This is a genomic window from Neobacillus sp. FSL H8-0543 (assembly GCF_038592905.1).
In the GTDB taxonomy this organism is placed as follows: Bacteria; Bacillota; Bacilli; order Bacillales; family Cytobacillaceae; genus Neobacillus.
Window position 1 is genome coordinate 4885904 of the sequence record NZ_CP151943.1, and the last position, 18942, is coordinate 4904845.

The window sequence follows — 18942 nt, forward strand, 5'->3', positions numbered from 1 at the left end:
GGAAGGAAATGAGTATTGCTAGTTTACAAAATGATATGAAGAACTATGCGTCTCAAAATAGCGATGTGGTCTTCGAAAAGGTGAGAGACGGGTATTACTTTGTGAAAGCATTTGGGAATGTTGGTGTTGTTGAAACCGATGAGGGAATAGTGGTAATCGACAGTACCTTAAGTACCGCGCAAGCAGAAGGAATCCTATCGAAAATCAGAGCTGTGACCAATCAGCCGATTAAATATTTGATCTACACTCATGGACATGGTGACCATGTTGGCGGTGCCAGAGTCTTTAAAAATGAAGGGGCACAAATCATTGCCCAGCGGAATGTTATTGCCCGCTTAGAAAGATATAAGGAATTAAATAACTACCATTATATTATTAACGAGCGTCAATTCGCCACAAGTTTTCAAATGAGTAATCTATGGGATGAGGTTTTATTTCCAGATATTGTTTATGATCAAGAATATGTAATTACACTGGGTGGAAAGACCTTTCATCTAATACATGGCAAAGGGGAAACCGATGATGCTACGGTGATCCATATTCCAGAGGATGATGTCGTGTTCACGGGCGACTTTATCATTCGCTCTTTTCCGAATGTAGGCAATCCCGCAAAGGATATCCGATTTGCAAAAGAATGGGCTCTAATGATGGAGAAAATTCGTAGCCTGCAACCCAAAATTACATTTCCTGGACATGGGCCTTATATCAATAATCCGAAAATTTTCGATGCTCATACCACTGCTATCAAGGAATCAATGGAATTTGTTCAAGAACGTGTGGTTTCAGGGTTAAATGACGGGAAATCTTTAGAAGAAATTCTCGAAGGTGCGAAACTGCCTTCTCATTTGGAAGAAAGTCCTTATTTAGCTCAATTTTATGGCTGCTTGGACTTTGCTATCAGAGGCACATACCGTCGATACACTGGTTGGTATGATGGGAATCCAACCAATCTCTATCCTGAAAAGAGCAGGACAGTTGCAGCTGAAATTAATAGTCTGATTGCAAATGAGGAAAAAATCCTAAATAGGGCAAATGAACTGATTCAAATAAATAAGCATCGACTTGCTCTCTATCTGTTGGATATTATTATTGAATCAGAAGGAAAGTTATGTAAGGAAGCTCAAAACGTTAAAGCAGAGATAGTTGCTCATCTATCCGAGGTAGACGAAAATTATATGAGGAAAAATATTTATCATAATGCTTCAAATGTAATATTGAAGGAATCTAACTAATTTAACAATTAATAATAGGAAGCTCTTTACAAAGGAATGTTATATTTCTTTGTAAAGAGCATTTATAATTTTAGGAGAGACCAATATTAACCTTTAAGTCTATATTTAAGTCAGGCTCATTATTATTATTCTGTTTAATCGTAAAGAAGTATTTGCATCTTTCACCAAGCATGATGTGTTTTGACATCACTACTGCCTTGCTGTCATCGTAAAGTATACGTTCAACAGATAAAGCTGGCTTTCCAACTTCCGATTGTAACTGATTTGCTTCAAATTCATTTAGAGTGATCGGTTCGATATCAATTACGGAATGTGTAATCTGAATATTGCACTCATTCTTTAAGTAATCAAATAAAACCAACTTTTCCAAATTTTTTTCTGTTATATTTGGGACTAAATCAAAAGGGATGCAGGTTGTTGCTAAAATCAAAGGTTGACGATCAGCGAAAAGTACCCCGCTATATTTAAATATTTGATCAGAGTTGTTTAACTGAAAAGTATTTAATATTCGTTTGGAAATATATTGATCGGTTCCAGAAAAAATTACTTTCATACTGGGGACTAATCCTTGAGCCGTAACTTGATGGGCATAGGCTAATTCACCAGTTAAGTCCTGTAAAACTTTTCTTTTGGCGACAAATGTGCCTACCCCTTGTTTTTTCTCAATTAGTCCTTCAAATAAGAGATCGTTTAGTGCTTTTCTTGCAGTAGCTCGGCTAATATTATATTGCTCCATTAGCTCTCTTTCAGAGGGAATCTTTTCGCCTTCCTTCCAAGAGCCATCTTTTATTTTTTCTTTAAAGATTTCTTTTAATTGATAATAGAGTGGTATAACACTTTTATCATCTAACATAAACATCAACTCTTCCCCGTTATAAATGACAGCCTTAATATGTTATCCGTACCACTATTATAGCATAACAAAATTCGGAATTCTGAAAATTCTTTAATAAGTCGGAAAGACTCTATCGAAAAAATCAATAGAGATCATCGCATTTGTTTTTTAATAAAGGGATTTTTTGAGGACATCCAGTTAGGCATGGTTATGCCAATGCCCATTTATATTTCACGGCGAAGCCAGAAAATATGGACGAATGTATAGTAAGAGGGGATAGTAACCTTTGAAAACTATTCCCTTAATTGAGGAATATTTCTTTGATTGTTCCGAAATTGTTCAGTCACTGATTGAGGGATTCTGGGATGGAAGCTTATTAAAAGTTCAGGTTAGCAACTTGTTTTGTTTACTAAGACTTTGGGATCAGTCCCTCAGGAAACAAAAGCATTAACGCACTGGGGGACTAGTTACAGCAAACCCCTCTAAAGATTGAGATACAACTACAAACTATGTATTATTACCAAAAACACACCAGAGTATTTCATAAAAGTATCAACTAAAATGAATGATGATCCTGCTTTTACTGCGGAACTGTCCAAATACCATCATCAAAAAATAAAGGTTCCCAAGCATCAACCACCTAAAAGAGAATATCTTCAGGGGGGATAATGAGTTTGTATTTAAAGGTTAAGTATTATTCTAGGGCAAGGATAAAATGAATAAGAAGGTAGGTACAACCCAAAGGTTGTAGCTACCTTTTTTTGTCGTTTAATAGTATTACTATTTTCCTATATTTATATGACTCCTAAGGCACAGATGGTATAATTTAACTAAAATCTACAAAATAGGAGAATTTGAATGGTTACAAACTCAGCTCAGATTTTTTCATTACCACGTAATCTACGAGGTAGAAGTATTCATCAAAATGTTATACCGACTGTATGCAATTTAAAGAATATGCTAGATAAGTTGATTGTGATCAATGGAAATGAAGCTCTTCTGAAGCAATGGGAGAAGAGAAGCTACAAAGCCTATCAGATCGAGAAAATTAAATTAGCAGTGATGTTCGCTACTACAACGGAAAATAGAATTCAACTTATTAAACAACATATTCTAAGCGGCGAACCTAATGATTTTGGCGCTAGCTGTATTGATATTTATTTGGTTGCTTATGTTGCAGAAAATTATCAGCCAGGGAAGCTAGCGTTTTTTGAATATGTAATGAAAAATGGAATAACAGATAAATCCAATTCAGCACAAGCGATTTGGCAGGTAGGTAAAGGAGATGGAACCTATTTGGGTGTTTTAAACGATGATGGTTCTGTTAAGGACTGGGGCTTTTTTGAAAAATGGATAAATGGCTTGGGGGAGTAAAAATGTTAACTGAAGGAAAGATATATAGACGAAGAGATTTGCATGATAAATTTGGAGGTCAGCAGCAATCAGGAATTAGCACACCGAGTAAATTCCCGATGATTTTGATTTTTTCGGGAGAGAGTGGCAAGAATTACGGCTATACAGATGGTTGGCAAGGGAATAGCGTTTATTATTATACTGGTGAGGGCCAAGAGGGAGATATGAAATTCACTAAGGGTAATAAAGCCATTAGAGATCATCTCTTAAACGGGAAAGACATCTATTTATTCCAAAATAACAGCACGGGCCATGTGAAATTTGTCGGTGAAATGATTTGTACAGGCTACCATCATCGAACAGCACCGGATCGAAATGGCCATAATAGAGAAGCGATCGTCTTTGAATTGAAGGAAAAGAAGTAGAAACGATTACATAGAAGATTCATATTTTCCTGTATTGGAGATACATATCCATGGAAACGAAGCAAGGTAAAAGATGTGGTTGGTCCGGTAGTATTACTCAATTTTTAGTGTTAGATGAATCGAATTTTCTTGCACATTTAGGTGATTTTATTGGTGATTTCAAAGAGGAACAGGTGGAAGCCTGGAGGAACAGCTATCACGTTTTACAACAGACACTCTCTTCCTATCAATCTGAGCCGTGGCAGCTGATTTTTGAATATGAACTACCTCGAGAGGGTGGCCGTCGTCCTGATGTATTATTACTTCTCCCAGGAGAACTGCTCGTGATCGAATTTAAAATGAAAGGAAATCCACGTTCCGCTGATTATGAGCAGCTCTCAAGCTACGTTCGTGATTTTAATCATTATCATGAAGCCGTTGCGAAGTATAGCTTACAGGTAAGAGGTGCGCTCGTTCTAACCTATTTTAAAGAAGAGAAAATGCAAATAAACACAGAAAAGCGGTTATATATAACTACAGGTTCAGGCTTAGGTAAATTTCTAGCGCTACTGAAGAAAAACGCGAAGGGAAAATTGCTTGATAGCGACGAATTTCTGCAAGGATCATACGATAGATTACCCACAATTGTCGAAGGTGCCAGAGCGATTATGACACATGAGCCACTTCCTTCTATTAGAAAAGTGAACAATACCAATATTTCTCAGGTGCTTGAGACTCTTGTTTCTATTGTTGAAGAAGCAAAAAAGACGAAAACGCACCATTTAGTATTATTAACTGGCGTTCCTGGTGCGGGGAAGACGTTAGTAGGTTTACAGTTTTCACATATGGTCGAAGATGCAGTCTATTTATCTGGTAATGGACCATTGGTGGATGTCCTCCAAGACGCCCTCGGAAATAAGACGTTTGTTCAAGCATTAAAGAACTTTAAATGGGAGTATCTAAAGCATCACGTGATCCCCGCGGAAAATATCTTTATTTTTGATGAGGCACAGCGGGCTTGGGATTCCAAGAAGATGAAGAAGCCTTTTTCTGAGCCAGATTTGATGGTGAAAATCGCACAGGATCTAAAAGGTTGGTCCGTCATAATTGGCTTAATTGGCGAAGGGCAGGAAATATACGAAGGCGAAGAAGGTGGACTTCCGTTATGGAATACGGCCATCAAGGATGGGCAATGGACCGTTCACTCCCATGAACATTTAGCCGGTCAATTTCCTCATGCCACTCATCATGTAACCCATCAGCATCTAAACTTAAATGTATCACTAAGAAGTCATTTGGCTCTTGGTTTGCACACTTGGGTTCACCATTTGCTAACTGGGAAAATTGATGAATGTACTGAGGAAACAAACCAATTAAAAAAAGATCGTTTTACCTTGTATGTTTCTAGAGATTTAGAACAGATCAAGGACTTTGTAGGTACACGATATCAGGGGCAGGCTAAACAGTTCGGGTTAGTCACTTCCTCGAGAAGGGAATATGGTATTCAACACCCTTATCATTTTGTTAAGGGTTTACCTATTGCCTCCAGGTATACAACAAAACCCTATGTATCCTACTTTAACCACACTCCATCAGACTACTATTCTTCTACACTACAATTTGCCGCTTCAGAATTTGAAACGCAGGGATTAGAGCTTGATTTAGCGGTGGTTTGCTGGGGCTACGATTTAACTTGGAATGGTAGAGAATGGACGGACCATTTCCAGGACAGAAATCTAAACGATCCAAAAAGGATTCGACTAAATAGCTATCGCGTCTTACTAACAAGAGGGCGGGATGGGATGATTATCTATATTCCTGATATCCCCCATCTTGATGGAACCTGGTCACTTTTTAAAGTGATTGGTGTTGAGGAATTAAGGTGAAACAAGATAATGATCCTACACCGCCTCTAACCAAGGCCATTTTGCACCATTCCATATAGGGAATGGTGCCTTTTTAGAATTTATAAATCTAGAAAATCTATGTTTTTTTATATCACAGACATTCATCCCAAAAGATAAAGGTTTAGAGTTTCGGTTTAACAAAAGAGAAAAAACCCCCCTTACCCTAAAACGAAGCATGAATGTCCAAAATTTTTCTTTGTCAAAAAATTAGGGTGTTTTTGAACTCCAATCATTACTTAAATTTTCTCGGAGATGATAGGCCAGCTGTATTTTTAAAAGATCTTCTGGTTTTTCAAGTGAGATTCCAAGGGTATCTTCAATTTTTCTAATTCTTTGATAAAGTGTGTTGATATGTATATGGAGATCCTCAGCCGTTTTTGCAGCATTCCGATTAAATTTTATCAAGGAAAGTAGTGTTTGTTCAAGTTCACTATTACGTACACCATGCGTTGCTAATGGACTAAAAATTTCTTGGAGAAATTCTTCTACTTCTTCATTTGAAAGATTTAAAAACAGGCGATTTATTCCAATTTCAGAAAACTCGATGGAACCTGTACGTTTTTGAGAAGAACGGTATGCCAATGCCTTGTTTGCATCAGCATCTGTCTTCTTAATCGAATCAATCCCCTTGTACATCATGCCAATCCCCGCATAAAGTTTTTGTCCATCATTTTGCTCCCAATCGTTTAAAATAGTATTTAATTTTTTGATCACATTCGACCTTTCAGAAGGATGTTTTACTGAAAAAAGGATGGAAACCTTATTGTTGTTGCCGAAAATAATTTTCTCTTCCTCCTGAAAATGATAGTTCATTCGAGCAACAAAACGATGAACGGGGGTTTGGAGTGTCCCAAGTTCATTGTGATTTGATAATTCGACTTTTATGGTAAAAAGATTTTTTTTTAAATCGATGCCAAAGTCCAGCCCCTGTTGAAAAAGAAGGGTAGTATTCTCATTCTTTAAAAGATCCGAATAAAAGTCGTGGATTTTTTTATTATGGACTTCGGTTAATAATTGCCTTTTTGCCAGTTCTAAAGCTAATACCGATCCACCTCTTTCTACAATGATATTTTCCATCTGTGTCAATTGCCGTGTAACTAGGACAACGATGCTGGCATAACATACCCGATTCACAAGGATAGGGTAGATGAACAAAGATTTCATCTCGTTATCGATAACGTCTACATAGATTGAATCAGTCTTATTGGCACATATTTTTGTAATTTCATCCATGCTCAAAATAGAAGAATCCATTTTACTAGTCATATAGAATTTATTTTCATTTAAATCGACAAACATAACATGTAGGCCAAGCATCCGATTTAACTCCTGTGTAATCGTCTCAATCCCTTTATTTTGGATTGAGAGTTGTGTCAGCGTACTATGGACTTCATTTTGCTTCACCAGCACTTGATTTTTTCGATTAATTTCAGTAAATAATCTAGCATTTTCAATAGCGATGGCAATTTGTGCAGATAGACCTTTTAGAATTTGAAGATCCCATTTGGCTATATGGGGCACGCGCTTACCACGATGAATACTTAATACACCTAATACCTCATTTCTAAATCTTACAGGTACGATCACGCTTGCATGGATTTTCGGATAGGGAAAAGCCGACTTTAGAAATTGTGAGTTTATAGGTGATATTCCCTTCATGGACTCCATCACATGCAAAGAGGATATATAATACCTAGTTTTTCCATCTTGATACGTTTTACCGCAAACGGATTCGCCCACTTTATATTGGACCTGTTCTATGTCTTTATTCCAGCCTCTATATGCCCGGCAGACCAAGCGGTCAATGGCAGGACTGTACAACCATAAGGATGATACATCAGCTCCTGGAATTACTGTGGCAACGTTATCTAGCATCGTAGTTAGCAATTCATCTAAATCGAGTGTAGAAGTAATATTTTGAACACCATCAATCAGTTTTTTTAATTTTACCTCCTTACTTGTTGTTGCAAGCTCGGAGTAGACAGGATAAAGCAGATAATATAAATACTCCATATCTTCTTTGGTTAATAGTGGTTTAATATCAATAAAAGAGATGGCCACTTTATAGTTTTCAGGAAAATCAAGCAAGTAATAATTTTGATTATCTAAGGGGAATGTATAGTTTTCTATTGAATTATCAGGGCGCGGATTCGCATTTACATTTTGATGGGTAACCTGAACCCATTTATGGTCAAATGGGCTGTATGACCATATTTGATATTCATTCAAAGACAGTTTTTTAGTCAAAAAGGTACGCATCAACGAAAGGTTATTCATGGTTTATCACTCCAGTGTGAAGATTTACATTGAATGAGAGAAAAGAAGAGATATATACACATTGATATCATTTTAGCAATCAAGTATGATTCTTGTAAATATAAAATATTTAAAAGATTCTGATTTTTGTAATCAGGGTATTTTTTAAGGTGGTGAAAGTTGAACAAAAATGTAAGCGTTTAAATTATTATTAGAAATAATTTAAAAAGGGAGAGAAAGAAAATGAGTCAATTATTGTCATCTATGGCGGGGAATCTATATAAAGTTTTGGTCAAAATGGGTGATCGATTAGAGCCCGGTGAAGAAGTTGCGATTCTCGAATCTATGAAAATGGAGATCCCTATTACAACGGAGACCGCAGGGACTGTTAAGGAATTAAAAGTGAGTGAGGGCGATTTTGTAAATGAAGGGGACGTTATCCTGGTATTGGAATAAAATCCTAGCAGGATAGATAAGAATAAACCAGGGAGGCTTTCCATGAAAAAAACTATCAGATTATTTAGTCTTTTATCGTTATTGTGTCTATTGATTATTGCAGGATGTTCACAGAATAAAAATGTAGCAAACAATCAATCCCCTGAAGGAACTAAAAGTAGCGGTGAGCCGAAAAAAGGGGGCAATCTTGTATTTGGTTATGATACAGATTTAAGTAATTATGATCCGATTTTGGGAAACTCAGGAAATGATCACGCACTCTTATATCCTGTCTATGATACTCTCGTTAACTATAATAGTAATTTAGAGTCACAACCAGGACTAGCTGAATCATGGGAAACACCAGATAACAAAACGATTATTCTTCACTTAAGAGAAGGTGTCACCTTCCACGATGGAACTGAATTTAACGCTGAAGCGGTTAAATTTAATTTGGACCGTGTCAACTCAGAGGAATCAAATATTTCCGATATTGCCAATGTTGAATCGGTTGAAGTAGTTGATACGAATACCGTCAAATTAAATCTCAAACAAGCTGATTCTTCTATCATTCTAGCACTCTCTGATCGCTCCGGAATGATGGTTTCACCAACAGCTGTAGAGAAGTTAGGTCCAGATTTCAGTCAAAATCCTGTTGGTGCAGGACCATTTAAGTTCGTAAAATGGGTTCGTAATGGAGAAATTCAACTAGCAGCATATGAGAAATACTGGCAGGAAGGGCTTCCATATCTAGATACCATCACAGCTAAAATAATGCCAGATGAAAATACACGTTTAAACGCTTTTAAATCCTCTCAATTAGATTTTTATTGGAATGTGTCTGCTAATAACCTTCAAATATTTAAAAATGATAAAAATGTTACCTTAGATTCAAAAATGAGAGTGTATTTTCATAATATTTATTTGAATACAAAAATGGAACCGTTTGATAAGAAGGAAGTAAGACAAGCATTACTCCATTCAATTGATCGAGAATCAATTGTAAAAGCAATTTACCTTGGGAATGGAGAACCAGCATACCAAGCTTTCCCGAAAGATTATTGGGCATCTAATCCTGATATGAAAATTGAATATGACCCGGCTAAATCAAAGGAACTTCTTAAAAGTATAGGATTAGACAGGGTCAGTTTTGATATGTTCGTTCCAACTGTTCCAGAATATCAAAGAGTTGGTGAAGCAATTAAGGCTCAAGCAAAAGAAGCGGGTTTTGACATAACTATCCAGTCGATGGAACTAACTAAAGGTGTAGCCATGTTTTTTAATGAAAAACAAATTGCTGCAAACTTAACTTCATGGACAGGTCGACCTGATCCACAACAGACCGTTAATTTGTTCTTTAGTGGAAACGGTTTTTATAATACTGGCGGTGAGACCTCACCTGAGAAGGAAGAATTGATTGCAAAGGCTGCTTCTTCCTATGATGAGAATGAACGTGCAGACCTTTACGGTAAAATCAATGAAATGTCTATTCTAGACGAAGCCATGACCATTCCGATTGTTTTTACACCAGTTACTGCTGCAATGACACAACAAGTAAAAGGATTTGAAGGAACATTGCTTGGAAAACCAAGAGTTTCCTTCTTGTGGATTGATAAATAAAGTGAAGAGAGAAGGGAAGACCATTGTTTTTTAAATTTTTACTTCGACGGTTGATGTATGTAGTCCCAATGTTAATCGTAACGACACTGATCGTCTTTTCCCTGATTCTGCTCATTCCGGGTGATCCTGCACTTGCCCTTCTTGGTGATAATGCAACAGAAGAAAAACTGACTCAGTTGAGAAGTCAACTGGGTCTGGATCAACCCATACTGGTTCAGTATTGGAACTGGCTGGTCAATGCGGTCCAAGGTGATTTGGGCCGATCACTCTTTACAGGTGAAATCGTAAGCGAATCCGTATTTTCTAGGCTTGGCATTACTTTTCAACTTTGCCTCGCTGCCATTCTAATTTCCTTTATTTTTGGAATGACTTTTGCGATAGCTTCCATCATTAAACCGAATAGCTGGCTTGACTATATTGCTAGATTTATAGGCACTCTGGGCACAGCTATCCCTAATTTCTGGCTTGCTATGCTGCTGATTGTGATATTCAGTGTCAATCTTGGATGGCTGCCATCAACGGGATTTACTAGTTTTTTTGATAGTCCCAGTGGGTATTTCCAAATGATTATCCTTCCTGCTATTTGTTTAGGAGCTTTTGGAGCTGCCCAAATTACCCGGCAATTAAGATCCACCTTGCTTGAAGTACTGGATACAGACTATATACGTACAGCTTATTCTAAAGGGTTATTACTTTGGCTTGTCATTTGGAAGCACGCCCTAAGAAATTCCTTCCTTCCTGTTATTACAACGATTGGACTCTTATTTGGGAATATGCTCGGTGCGACGGTTGTAATAGAAACTGTATTTGCCATTCCTGGTATGGGTCAACTGGCAGTAAACTCTATTTTGCAAAGGGATTTCCCGATGCTACAAGGTGTCGTACTAGTTATGGTCGTGTTAGTCCTCGTAATCAATTTTGTGACAGATGTCATATATAGTATTTTGGATCCGAGAATTGAATTTGATTGAGAAGGAGGATAATGGATGCAATTCCGTTTGGTTTTCCACCGAATAGTTAAAGAAAGACTCGCATTTGTTAGTTTAATTTATCTGATCTTTTTAGTATTACTTGCCCTATTTGCTCGTTTTATTGTCCCGTTTGATCCCGAAGCACAGGATTTAACGAAAATCATGTTAGCGCCAAATGGAACGCATTGGTTTGGAACGGACGAATTGGGAAGGGATATTTTCACCCGTGTCCTCATGGGAGCACAGGCAGCCATCCAAGCAGGCCTGGTGGCAATTTTCATTCCCCTTGTAGTTGGAGTGCCGTTGGGGATTATATCCGGGTATCTTGGCGGTATAGTTGATGACATCTTTATGAGGATTGTAGATGCCATATTATCCTTTCCTGCTATTCTTCTAGCTTTAGGAATTACGGGAGCATTAGGTGTTAGTTTATGGAATGCGATGATTGCAATTGGAATTATTTTTACCCCGCAATTTGCCCGATTAGCAAGGGGACAAACGCTTCAGGTAAGACGGGAACCTTATGTGGAGGCAGCTAAAATTTCAGGTGCAGGACCAATGTGGATTATGTTCAAACATATCCATCCTAATATCCTATCGCCTATCATCGTTCAGGCATCCTTTAGTTTCAGTTTGGCGATTATTGTCGAGGCTTCCTTAAGCTTTCTCGGCATGGGAGCACAATCCCCTCAAGTGAGTTGGGGCGGCATGCTTCAACAAGCATACAGTATGATTTTTGTTAATCCATTAATGATGGTATTCCCTGGTGTAGCCATACTGCTTTCTGTTTTAGCAGGAAACTTTTTTGGTGACGGGATTCGCGTTGCGATTGATCCTAAAATAAAAAGATCTTAGGGGGGATTGAATTGGGAGAAACTTTTGAACCAGTTTTAGAAGTAAAAAATCTTTATTCGTATATCCCCACACCAAAGGGAGCAATAAATCCTGTTAACAATATTTCTTTTACGATTGGAAAAGGAGAGATTGTTGCTTTGGTGGGAGAATCGGGGAGCGGTAAAAGTGTTACGGCCTTATCAATAATGGGATTGAATGCTCCATCCATTAAATATAGTAAGGATAGTGTGATTAGTTATAAAGGCGAAAACTTGCTGAATATGAAGAAAAAGCAATTGAAAAAGATACGAGGAAACGAAATTTCGATGATTTTCCAAGATCCGATGTCTTCCCTCAATCCTCTTCATCCGATTGGTAAACAAATTGCAGAATCGATTCAGATTCATCAGGGAGTCAGTTATAAAACAGCGAAAGAAACCGTCATCCATTTGCTATCCAAGGTCGGGATTCCTGATCCAGAAAATAGACTACGCGACTATCCACATCAATTGTCTGGAGGAATGCGGCAAAGAATCATGATTGCCATTGCCCTTGCATGCAATCCTTCGTTACTCATTGCGGATGAGCCTACGACTGCTCTCGATGTAACGATTCAAGCACAGATTTTAAACGTCTTGCGTCAACTGCAAAGAGAGACTAATATATCAATCTTGATGATTACCCATGATTTAGGGGTGGTAGCAGAGATGGCCGACAGGGTCCTTGTCATGTATTGCGGGGAAATTGTTGAGGAGGGAGATGTCTATTCTCTTTTCCAAAACCCCCAGCATCCTTATACAAAAGGATTATTGGCAAGCGTACCTAAATTGAGAGGTGCCTCGGAAAAGTATCTCCATACGATTCCGGGTGCGGTACCTAACCCACTTGAACTTCCGAAGGGTTGTAATTTTTATTCTCGTTGCATCAGTGCAACCGAAAAATGTCTTCAACTTACCCCGAAACTTACTAAGACTGGTAACCAAAGCCAGGCTGCATGTTGGAATATAGTAGAGCAACAAACGGAAGAGGTGACCGTTCATGCCTGAACCATTGATATCCATTAGGAACGTAAAAAAATACTATCCAATCGGCAGCGGTTTGTTTGGTAAGAAAAACAAATGGTTGAAGGCGGTTGATGGAATTAGCCTGGATGTCCATCAGGGTGAAACTGTTGGTCTTGTTGGTGAATCCGGTTGCGGAAAATCGACTCTCGGAAGAATGGTTGTAGGTTTACTTGAACCGACAACAGGAGAAGTGATATTTGAAGGAAACTCCCTGTTATCCAAAGGAAGGAAGAAGAGAGAGATAGGGAAAAATATTCAAATGGTCTTTCAAGACCCCTATTCCTCCCTTAATCCGAGGATGACCGTTACCAACATTATTGCTGAACCCTTAGTCCTTCATAAATTCGGTACCAAAAGTGATAGGAAAAAAAGGGTGGATGAATTACTTGAAAAAGTAGGACTTACTTCAGCACATGGCACCCGTTATCCAGAAGAATTCTCTGGTGGTCAACGTCAAAGAATAGGTATTGCTCGGGCTTTAGCTTTAAATCCAAAACTGATAGTCTGTGATGAACCAGTTTCAGCATTAGATGTTTCTATTCAAGCGCAGATTTTAAACCTGTTAAAGGATATCCAGGAAGATATGGGGTTATCATATGTCTTTATTGCCCATGGATTACAGGCGGTTAAGCATATCAGTGATCGGATAGTCGTAATGTATTTAGGTAAGGTTGTGGAAGTTTCGGAAACAGATCAGCTGTTCGAGCGGCCACTCCATCCCTATACAGAAGCACTGATCTCTGCAGTACCAGAACCTGATCCGTCCATTCGGGATAGAGAACGCATTATTCTGAGTGGTGATATTCCAAGTCCTGCAAACCCGCCAACTGGCTGCAGATTCCATACCCGCTGCAGACTTGCCGATGAGCGTTGTAAAAGAATCGATCCGCCTCTCGAGCAAGTAGCGGATGGAAGATGGGTGGCATGTTTTTATCCTGGATAATAAGGAAAGATGATTAAAGAACTTCAAAAGGAGGGTATTAAATGACTTGGGAAGTAGAAATTAACGAAATTCGACGCCGGGAAGAATTAGCAAAACAAATGGGCGGTGAGGAACGGGTTGCAAGGCATAAATCTAGAGGAAAACTAACGGTCAGAGAAAGAATTGTCAGTTTGCTAGATGATAACACCTTTCATGAAACGGGTGCCATTGCAGGGAAGGCGAAGTATGATGAAAATGGTGAATTGATAGAATTTACACCGGCAAATTTCTTATTGGGAACAGGCCGAATTAATGGGCGCAAGGTTGTAGTCGGCGCTGACGATTTTACTGTTCGCGGCGGTGCAGCAGATGGAGCGATTATGGGAAAACAAATCTATGCGGAACGTATGGCACATGATTTGCAGTTACCCCTAATCCGGCTTGTTGATGGTACTGGCGGTGGTGGTAGTGTTACTTTTCTCGACACCCAAGGCCATACATATATTCCGGTAAATCCAGCTTGGGATTTAGTGGTTGCGAATATGGAACGTGTTCCTGTTGTGGGCTTGTGTTTGGGATCTGTTGCAGGGCTAGGTGCTGGAAGAGTTGCCGCTTCACACTTTTCCGTAATGGTAGAGGAAACGGCGCAACTATTTGTTGCAGGACCTCCTGTTGTTAAATATGGTATGGGTCAGGATTTGACGAAAGAAGAACTAGGTGGAATTCAAGTTCATCGGTCAAGTGGAGCGATAGATAATATTGCTAGTTCAGAAGAAGATGCATTTGTGCAGACTCGTAGATTCTTATCCTACCTGCCTTCAAGTGTATGGCAGCTGCCCCCTGTAGAAAAAAGTGAAGACAATCCCCTTCGGAAGGAGGAGCGCTTACTTTCTGTCATTCCTAAAAACAGAAGAGCCCCTTATAGGGTTCGTGAAATCCTGCAAATGATTTTCGATGAAGACTCGACCTTTGAGATGGGCAGGTATTATGGCGGTGGTACTCTTACATGTTTTGCCCGGCTTAACGGACATCCTGTAGGGGTACTAGCTTCCGACCCGTATGTAAATGGCGGAGGTCTAACGGCTGAGAGTTCCGAAAAAATTGAAAGATTTGTAGATCTTTGTCAAACCTTTCATTTGCCGATTATCAATTTAGTCGACCAGCCTGGTATGGTAATTGGACTCCCAAATGAAATAAAGGGTACGATTCGAAAAGGGGTTCGTGCCATTGCGGCTATTTATCAGACAAAAGTTCCGATGATTGAGATTATTATGCGCCGTGCTTTTGGAGTAGGAGGTGCAGGTATGACCAATGGACACGGCTTGAACTTGCGATATGCGTGGCCTTCTGGTGATTGGGGTTCACTCCCTGTTGAGGGTGGTGTACAGGTGGCTTATCGCCGGGAACTAGAGGCAAGTGACAATCCACAAGAGTTATTAAATCAACTTCTTGAACGGATGGAATCTGTAAGGTCACCAATTCGGACAGCTGAAGTGTTCGGCGTGGAAGAGATTATCGATCCGCGAGATACAAGGCCGCTCTTATGTGAATGGGTTCAGGATGCTTACGCACTTCTCCCACAAATGCTTGGCCCTTCAAGTCATGGGATGAGACCTTAATTTTGGAAAAAGGAGAGGAAGTATATTGAATCCATTAATGGAAGGAGCATTTCCGGAAGAAGTCGTTACGAAAAGCCTGCAGTATTGGGCAGAAACGGCGGGAGAAAAAACATTTCTTTATTATGGTGAAGATGAGAGACGTATTTCGTATCAAAAATTCCATCAATTAACAAATAGTATTGGACATTCTTTGATATCTAGGGGAATTCATAAAGGGGATCGAATATCTGTCTTCTTAAAAAACCCACTTATTTCTACCATGGTCATGTTTGGAATTTGGAAATGTGGTGCGGTATTTAGTCCTATCAATTTTAACTATCGGGGCAAGCTATTAAGTTATCAGTTGAAAGATTCACAACCAAAAATGCTCATTACAGAGCGAATGATGGTTCCAATATTAAATGAAATTGCATCAGAAATCGAGGGGATTGTCACCTTTGTCCATAATCCGATGGAAGGGGAACATGACTTTATTGTGGAGCTTACAGATATTTCGTTGCATGCAAATTATAATGAAATATCATTCGAACGCTTGCTGCGTGGGGATACTAGTAATCTTGATGTAGAGTTAAATTATTGGGATACTGCCAATATCATTTATACCTCAGGAACCACTGGACCAGCAAAAGGTGTCGTTCAATCACACCGGTGGATCAATGGATATACGGTTGGGAGCAGGCAAATGATGTCCTATGATGATGTTATTTATAATGATCTCCCACTTTACCATGTTGGTGGAGCCTTTTTTAATGTTGCAAAAGGTGCATATGAAGGCTGTACGGTTGCTCTTTGGGATAAATTCAGTCCCAATCAATTTTGGGGCAGGATTGAAAAAAGCAGGTCAACGATGGTTACGCTGCTCGATGTTATGATTCCATGGCTAATGAACGCGGCGCCGAACGAAAACGATCGAAACAATACGTTAAATAAAGTGCATATGCAGCCACTTCCTAAATATCATAATGATATTGCAAAGAGATTCGGCTTTGATATCGTTACAGCTGGTTTTGGGCAAACGGAGTCAGGTAATCCGTTGATTAGCATAATCCTTGAGACAGAAGAGGGTGAGGGAACACCGCTATCCCTTTATAAAGGCCATTCAAGACAGGAGATTGTTGATCAATGTAAGGTAAACAGAATCCCAATCCTTAATGGAAACCAGGATTTGAAAAAGGGATTTATGGGAACTCCTCCTAACTACTTTGAAATCACGATACTGGATGATAATGATTTAGAAGTTCCTGTTGGTCAAGTAGGCCATCTGGCTTTGCGACCACGTTTACCACATCTTATATTATCTGAATATTTAAATAAACCTGAGTCTACTGTAAATTCTTTCAGAAACCTTTGGTTTCATACTGGTGATGCCGGTTACCTTGGAGAAGATGGAAATTATTATTTTGTTGACCGACTCGGCGGAGTCATTCGCTGTCACGGCGAAAAAATATCATCCTATCAATTGGAGGATATTGTTAACGGACATCCTGAAATTGAGCTTACCGCAGCTTTTCCAGTTCCTGCAGAGGTTGGGGATGAAGATGATGTGGCCATCTATGTAGTAAAGAAGACGGACTCTTCGCTTAACGAGTCAGAACTGAAGGATTGGGTAAAGGATAAGCTTCCCAAATACATGTGGCCTAAGTATGTTCGATTCACATATGAATTACCAAGGACCCCCACAAATAAAATTGAAAAATATAAGTTAAGAAACGAACTAATGTCACAGCTGAGATTACAAACTTCGAATTAATTTAATCCGAGATTAGGAACTATTTTTTTCAAAATAAGAATGAAATTAGCGATGGGGGTATAAGAGAAATGAAGGAACTATTGCGAAAAAGCTGGCCTAGTCAGGTCCCGAAAACATTAACATATCGACTTGGGCAAAGGCCACTTCATGAGTATGTAAAACTAAATGCCATTCATACACCCGATAATATTGCCTATTCGTTCTATGGAAAGGAACTAATATGGAAAGAGATTGACGAATCTGTTGATAAATTTGCTCAATTCCTAACGGACCAAGGGGTGAAAAAAGGAGATTGTATTGCATTATTTATGCAAAATTGCCCTCAGTATATCATTGCCCACTACGGAATACAGCGACTGGGAGGAATTGTCGTCCCTTTAAACCCAATGTACAAAGAATCTGAGTTGGAATACTTGATAAATGAGGTAAAGATAAAAGCAATCGTCACAGGTCAAGAACTGTATTCTCGCATTGAAGTCATTCGCTCAAAAACTCAGTCGATCGAATTTGTTGTAACAACAAATTATTCTGATTATCTTCCTGACGAACCAACATTGTCTTTACCCCAAGAATTAACACTTAAAAAGGAACATCTTAAAGGGTCATTTGATTTCATTCACATCTTAAGTGAACATGAACCCTATTCCCATCATGTTGAAATAGACCTCTGGAATGACATCGGATTAATGGTCTTTACATCTGGCACAACTGGAAGACCGAAAGCTGCGATGTTACCGTATGGCAGTGCCCTTTTTAAAACGGCAGCCACCATTCAAGGTAATCAGTATCAATCTAGTGAACGGTATTTAACAGTTGCTCCATTATGCCATATCGCAGGGATGGTTATGGGGGTGAATATCCCTGTTTATGCTGGTTGTGAATGTATATTATTAACTCGGTTTGACCCAATGACAACCATTGATGCAATTGAACAATATAAAATCAGTGCTTGGTATAGTATCGCACCAATGAATGTCGCTATATTGAACACACCGGGAATTGAAAAAAGGGATTTATCTTCCCTAAAATCGAATGCATCTACTAGTTTTGGAGTGCCTGTTACCGAACAATTAGCAAATACGTGGAAGAAAGTAACACAAGGTTGCATTATGCACGAAGCTTCTTATGGATTAAGTGAGACACATACTTGTGATACTTTTATGCCGAAAGACCAAATTAAATGGGGGAGCTGTGGAATCCCTACATTTGATACAGATCTTAAAATAATCAAAACTGAAACGGGTGAATTGGCTGGCCATGGTGAAAAGGGTGAAATCGTCATCAAGAATCCGGGGGTATTTAAAGGCTATTTAAATAGACCAGAGGCTACAGCTGAAACGCTTAGAGATGGCTGGGTTCATACAGGCGACATTGGAAGTGTTGATGAGGATGGCTATTTATTTTTCCATGGGCGTATTAAAGAAATGATCAAATCCTCAGGCTATAGTGTATTCCCTGAAGATGTTGAAGCCATGCTAAATGAACATCCAGGAATTCTCCAATGTGCTGTAATCGGTGTGCCGGATGAAATAAGAGGGGAAAGTGTAAAAGCTTTTATAGTATTAAAGCCGGATTTTGTTGGTAAGATTTCAGAACAAGAAATGATTGGTTGGGCTAAGGAGAAAATGGCCGCCTATAAATCTCCTAAATATGTAGAATTTTTACTTCAATTGCCTGCAACAAGCTCAGGGAAAGTGTTAAGAAGACTCCTGAAAGAACCGGAAAGAAAGGAGGTTTGAC

The 18942-nt window shown here is 38.9% G+C and carries 15 protein-coding genes; 13 read left to right on the plus strand and 2 right to left on the minus strand.

Annotated features, from left to right (window positions below):
- Nucleotides 1-8: 8 nt before the first annotated feature.
- On the plus strand, nucleotides 9-1232 hold the full coding sequence (locus tag NSS81_RS24330; protein ID WP_342431177.1) for an alkyl sulfatase dimerization domain-containing protein: 1224 nt from the start codon (nucleotides 9-11) through the stop codon (nucleotides 1230-1232).
- 70 nt (nucleotides 1233-1302) lie between these two features.
- On the opposite strand, the gene NSS81_RS24335 is transcribed toward NSS81_RS24330, so the two are convergent.
- Nucleotides 1303-2085 carry a GntR family transcriptional regulator gene (locus tag NSS81_RS24335; RefSeq protein WP_342431178.1) on the minus strand — a complete coding sequence of 261 codons (783 nt, stop codon included), beginning with the start codon at nucleotides 2083-2085 and terminating at the stop codon, nucleotides 1303-1305.
- A gap of 840 nt (nucleotides 2086-2925) precedes the next feature.
- On the opposite strand from NSS81_RS24335, the gene NSS81_RS24340 reads away from it, so the two are divergent.
- Genes NSS81_RS24340 through NSS81_RS24350 form a run of 3 tightly spaced genes read left to right on the plus strand, consistent with a single transcriptional unit; the run spans nucleotide 2926 to nucleotide 5710 of the window.
- Nucleotides 2926-3441: a hypothetical protein gene (locus NSS81_RS24340; RefSeq protein WP_342431179.1), complete on the plus strand. Its 516-nt coding sequence runs from the start codon at nucleotides 2926-2928 to the stop codon at nucleotides 3439-3441.
- Nucleotides 3442-3443: 2 nt separating this feature from the next.
- Nucleotides 3444-3845, plus strand: coding sequence for a hypothetical protein (locus NSS81_RS24345; RefSeq protein WP_342431180.1), 402 nt, complete (start codon nucleotides 3444-3446; stop codon nucleotides 3843-3845).
- A 50-nt stretch (nucleotides 3846-3895) separates the two neighbouring features.
- The gene (locus tag NSS81_RS24350; RefSeq protein ID WP_342431181.1) at nucleotides 3896-5710 is read left to right on the plus strand and encodes a DNA/RNA helicase domain-containing protein; all 1815 of its coding nucleotides are present in this window, start codon (nucleotides 3896-3898) and stop codon (nucleotides 5708-5710) included.
- A 228-nt stretch (nucleotides 5711-5938) separates the two neighbouring features.
- Here NSS81_RS24350 and NSS81_RS24355 read toward each other — a convergent pair whose 3' ends face one another.
- The gene (locus tag NSS81_RS24355) at nucleotides 5939-8008 is read right to left on the minus strand and encodes a helix-turn-helix domain-containing protein (RefSeq protein ID WP_342431182.1); all 2070 of its coding nucleotides are present in this window, start codon (nucleotides 8006-8008) and stop codon (nucleotides 5939-5941) included.
- Between the two features lie 222 nt (nucleotides 8009-8230).
- On the opposite strand from NSS81_RS24355, the gene NSS81_RS24360 reads away from it, so the two are divergent.
- The 9 genes from NSS81_RS24360 (at nucleotide 8231) to NSS81_RS24400 (ending at nucleotide 18941) form a co-directional block, all read left to right on the plus strand.
- Nucleotides 8231-8443, plus strand: a complete 213-nt coding sequence (locus tag NSS81_RS24360; protein ID WP_342431183.1) for an acetyl-CoA carboxylase biotin carboxyl carrier protein subunit — start codon at nucleotides 8231-8233, stop codon at nucleotides 8441-8443.
- 42 nt (nucleotides 8444-8485) lie between these two features.
- Nucleotides 8486-10042, plus strand: a complete 1557-nt coding sequence (locus NSS81_RS24365; RefSeq protein WP_342431184.1) for an ABC transporter substrate-binding protein — start codon at nucleotides 8486-8488, stop codon at nucleotides 10040-10042.
- Between the two features lie 23 nt (nucleotides 10043-10065).
- Nucleotides 10066-11013 carry an ABC transporter permease gene (locus NSS81_RS24370; RefSeq protein WP_342431185.1) on the plus strand — a complete coding sequence of 316 codons (948 nt, stop codon included), beginning with the start codon at nucleotides 10066-10068 and terminating at the stop codon, nucleotides 11011-11013.
- A gap of 15 nt (nucleotides 11014-11028) precedes the next feature.
- Nucleotides 11029-11868 carry an ABC transporter permease gene (locus NSS81_RS24375; RefSeq protein WP_342431186.1) on the plus strand — a complete coding sequence of 280 codons (840 nt, stop codon included), beginning with the start codon at nucleotides 11029-11031 and terminating at the stop codon, nucleotides 11866-11868.
- Nucleotides 11869-11879: 11 nt separating this feature from the next.
- Entirely contained in the window at nucleotides 11880-12893 is a 1014-nt protein-coding gene (locus tag NSS81_RS24380) for an ABC transporter ATP-binding protein (RefSeq protein WP_342431187.1), read from the plus strand.
- A complete protein-coding gene (locus NSS81_RS24385) occupies nucleotides 12886-13854 on the plus strand; it encodes a dipeptide ABC transporter ATP-binding protein (RefSeq protein WP_342431188.1) in 969 nt (322 codons plus the stop codon). The genes NSS81_RS24380 and NSS81_RS24385 overlap by 8 nt, the downstream gene beginning before the upstream one ends.
- 41 nt (nucleotides 13855-13895) lie before the next feature.
- Nucleotides 13896-15452: a carboxyl transferase domain-containing protein gene (locus NSS81_RS24390; RefSeq protein WP_342431189.1), complete on the plus strand. Its 1557-nt coding sequence runs from the start codon at nucleotides 13896-13898 to the stop codon at nucleotides 15450-15452.
- Nucleotides 15453-15477: 25 nt separating this feature from the next.
- Nucleotides 15478-17202 (plus strand): AMP-binding protein, encoded by a 1725-nt coding sequence (locus NSS81_RS24395; protein ID WP_342431190.1) that lies wholly within the window; start codon nucleotides 15478-15480, stop codon nucleotides 17200-17202.
- Between the two features lie 68 nt (nucleotides 17203-17270).
- Nucleotides 17271-18941, plus strand: coding sequence for an AMP-binding protein (locus NSS81_RS24400; protein ID WP_342431191.1), 1671 nt, complete (start codon nucleotides 17271-17273; stop codon nucleotides 18939-18941).
- Nucleotide 18942 lies beyond the last annotated feature (1 nt).

Coding starts and splice junctions, on each gene's coding strand:
- NSS81_RS24360 (WP_342431183.1), top strand. CDS start 8,231: ATGAGTCAATTATTGTCATCTATGGCGGGGAATCTATATAAAGTTTTG.
- NSS81_RS24350 (WP_342431181.1), top strand. CDS start 3,896: ATGGAAACGAAGCAAGGTAAAAGATGTGGTTGGTCCGGTAGTATTACT.
- NSS81_RS24345 (WP_342431180.1), top strand. CDS start 3,444: ATGTTAACTGAAGGAAAGATATATAGACGAAGAGATTTGCATGATAAA.
- NSS81_RS24335 (WP_342431178.1), bottom strand. CDS start 2,085: ATGTTAGATGATAAAAGTGTTATACCACTCTATTATCAATTAAAAGAA.
- NSS81_RS24390 (WP_342431189.1), top strand. CDS start 13,896: ATGACTTGGGAAGTAGAAATTAACGAAATTCGACGCCGGGAAGAATTA.
- NSS81_RS24330 (WP_342431177.1), top strand. CDS start 9: ATGAGTATTGCTAGTTTACAAAATGATATGAAGAACTATGCGTCTCAA.
- NSS81_RS24365 (WP_342431184.1), top strand. CDS start 8,486: ATGAAAAAAACTATCAGATTATTTAGTCTTTTATCGTTATTGTGTCTA.
- NSS81_RS24340 (WP_342431179.1), top strand. CDS start 2,926: ATGGTTACAAACTCAGCTCAGATTTTTTCATTACCACGTAATCTACGA.
- NSS81_RS24355 (WP_342431182.1), bottom strand. CDS start 8,008: ATGAATAACCTTTCGTTGATGCGTACCTTTTTGACTAAAAAACTGTCT.
- NSS81_RS24385 (WP_342431188.1), top strand. CDS start 12,886: ATGCCTGAACCATTGATATCCATTAGGAACGTAAAAAAATACTATCCA.
- NSS81_RS24400 (WP_342431191.1), top strand. CDS start 17,271: ATGAAGGAACTATTGCGAAAAAGCTGGCCTAGTCAGGTCCCGAAAACA.
- NSS81_RS24375 (WP_342431186.1), top strand. CDS start 11,029: ATGCAATTCCGTTTGGTTTTCCACCGAATAGTTAAAGAAAGACTCGCA.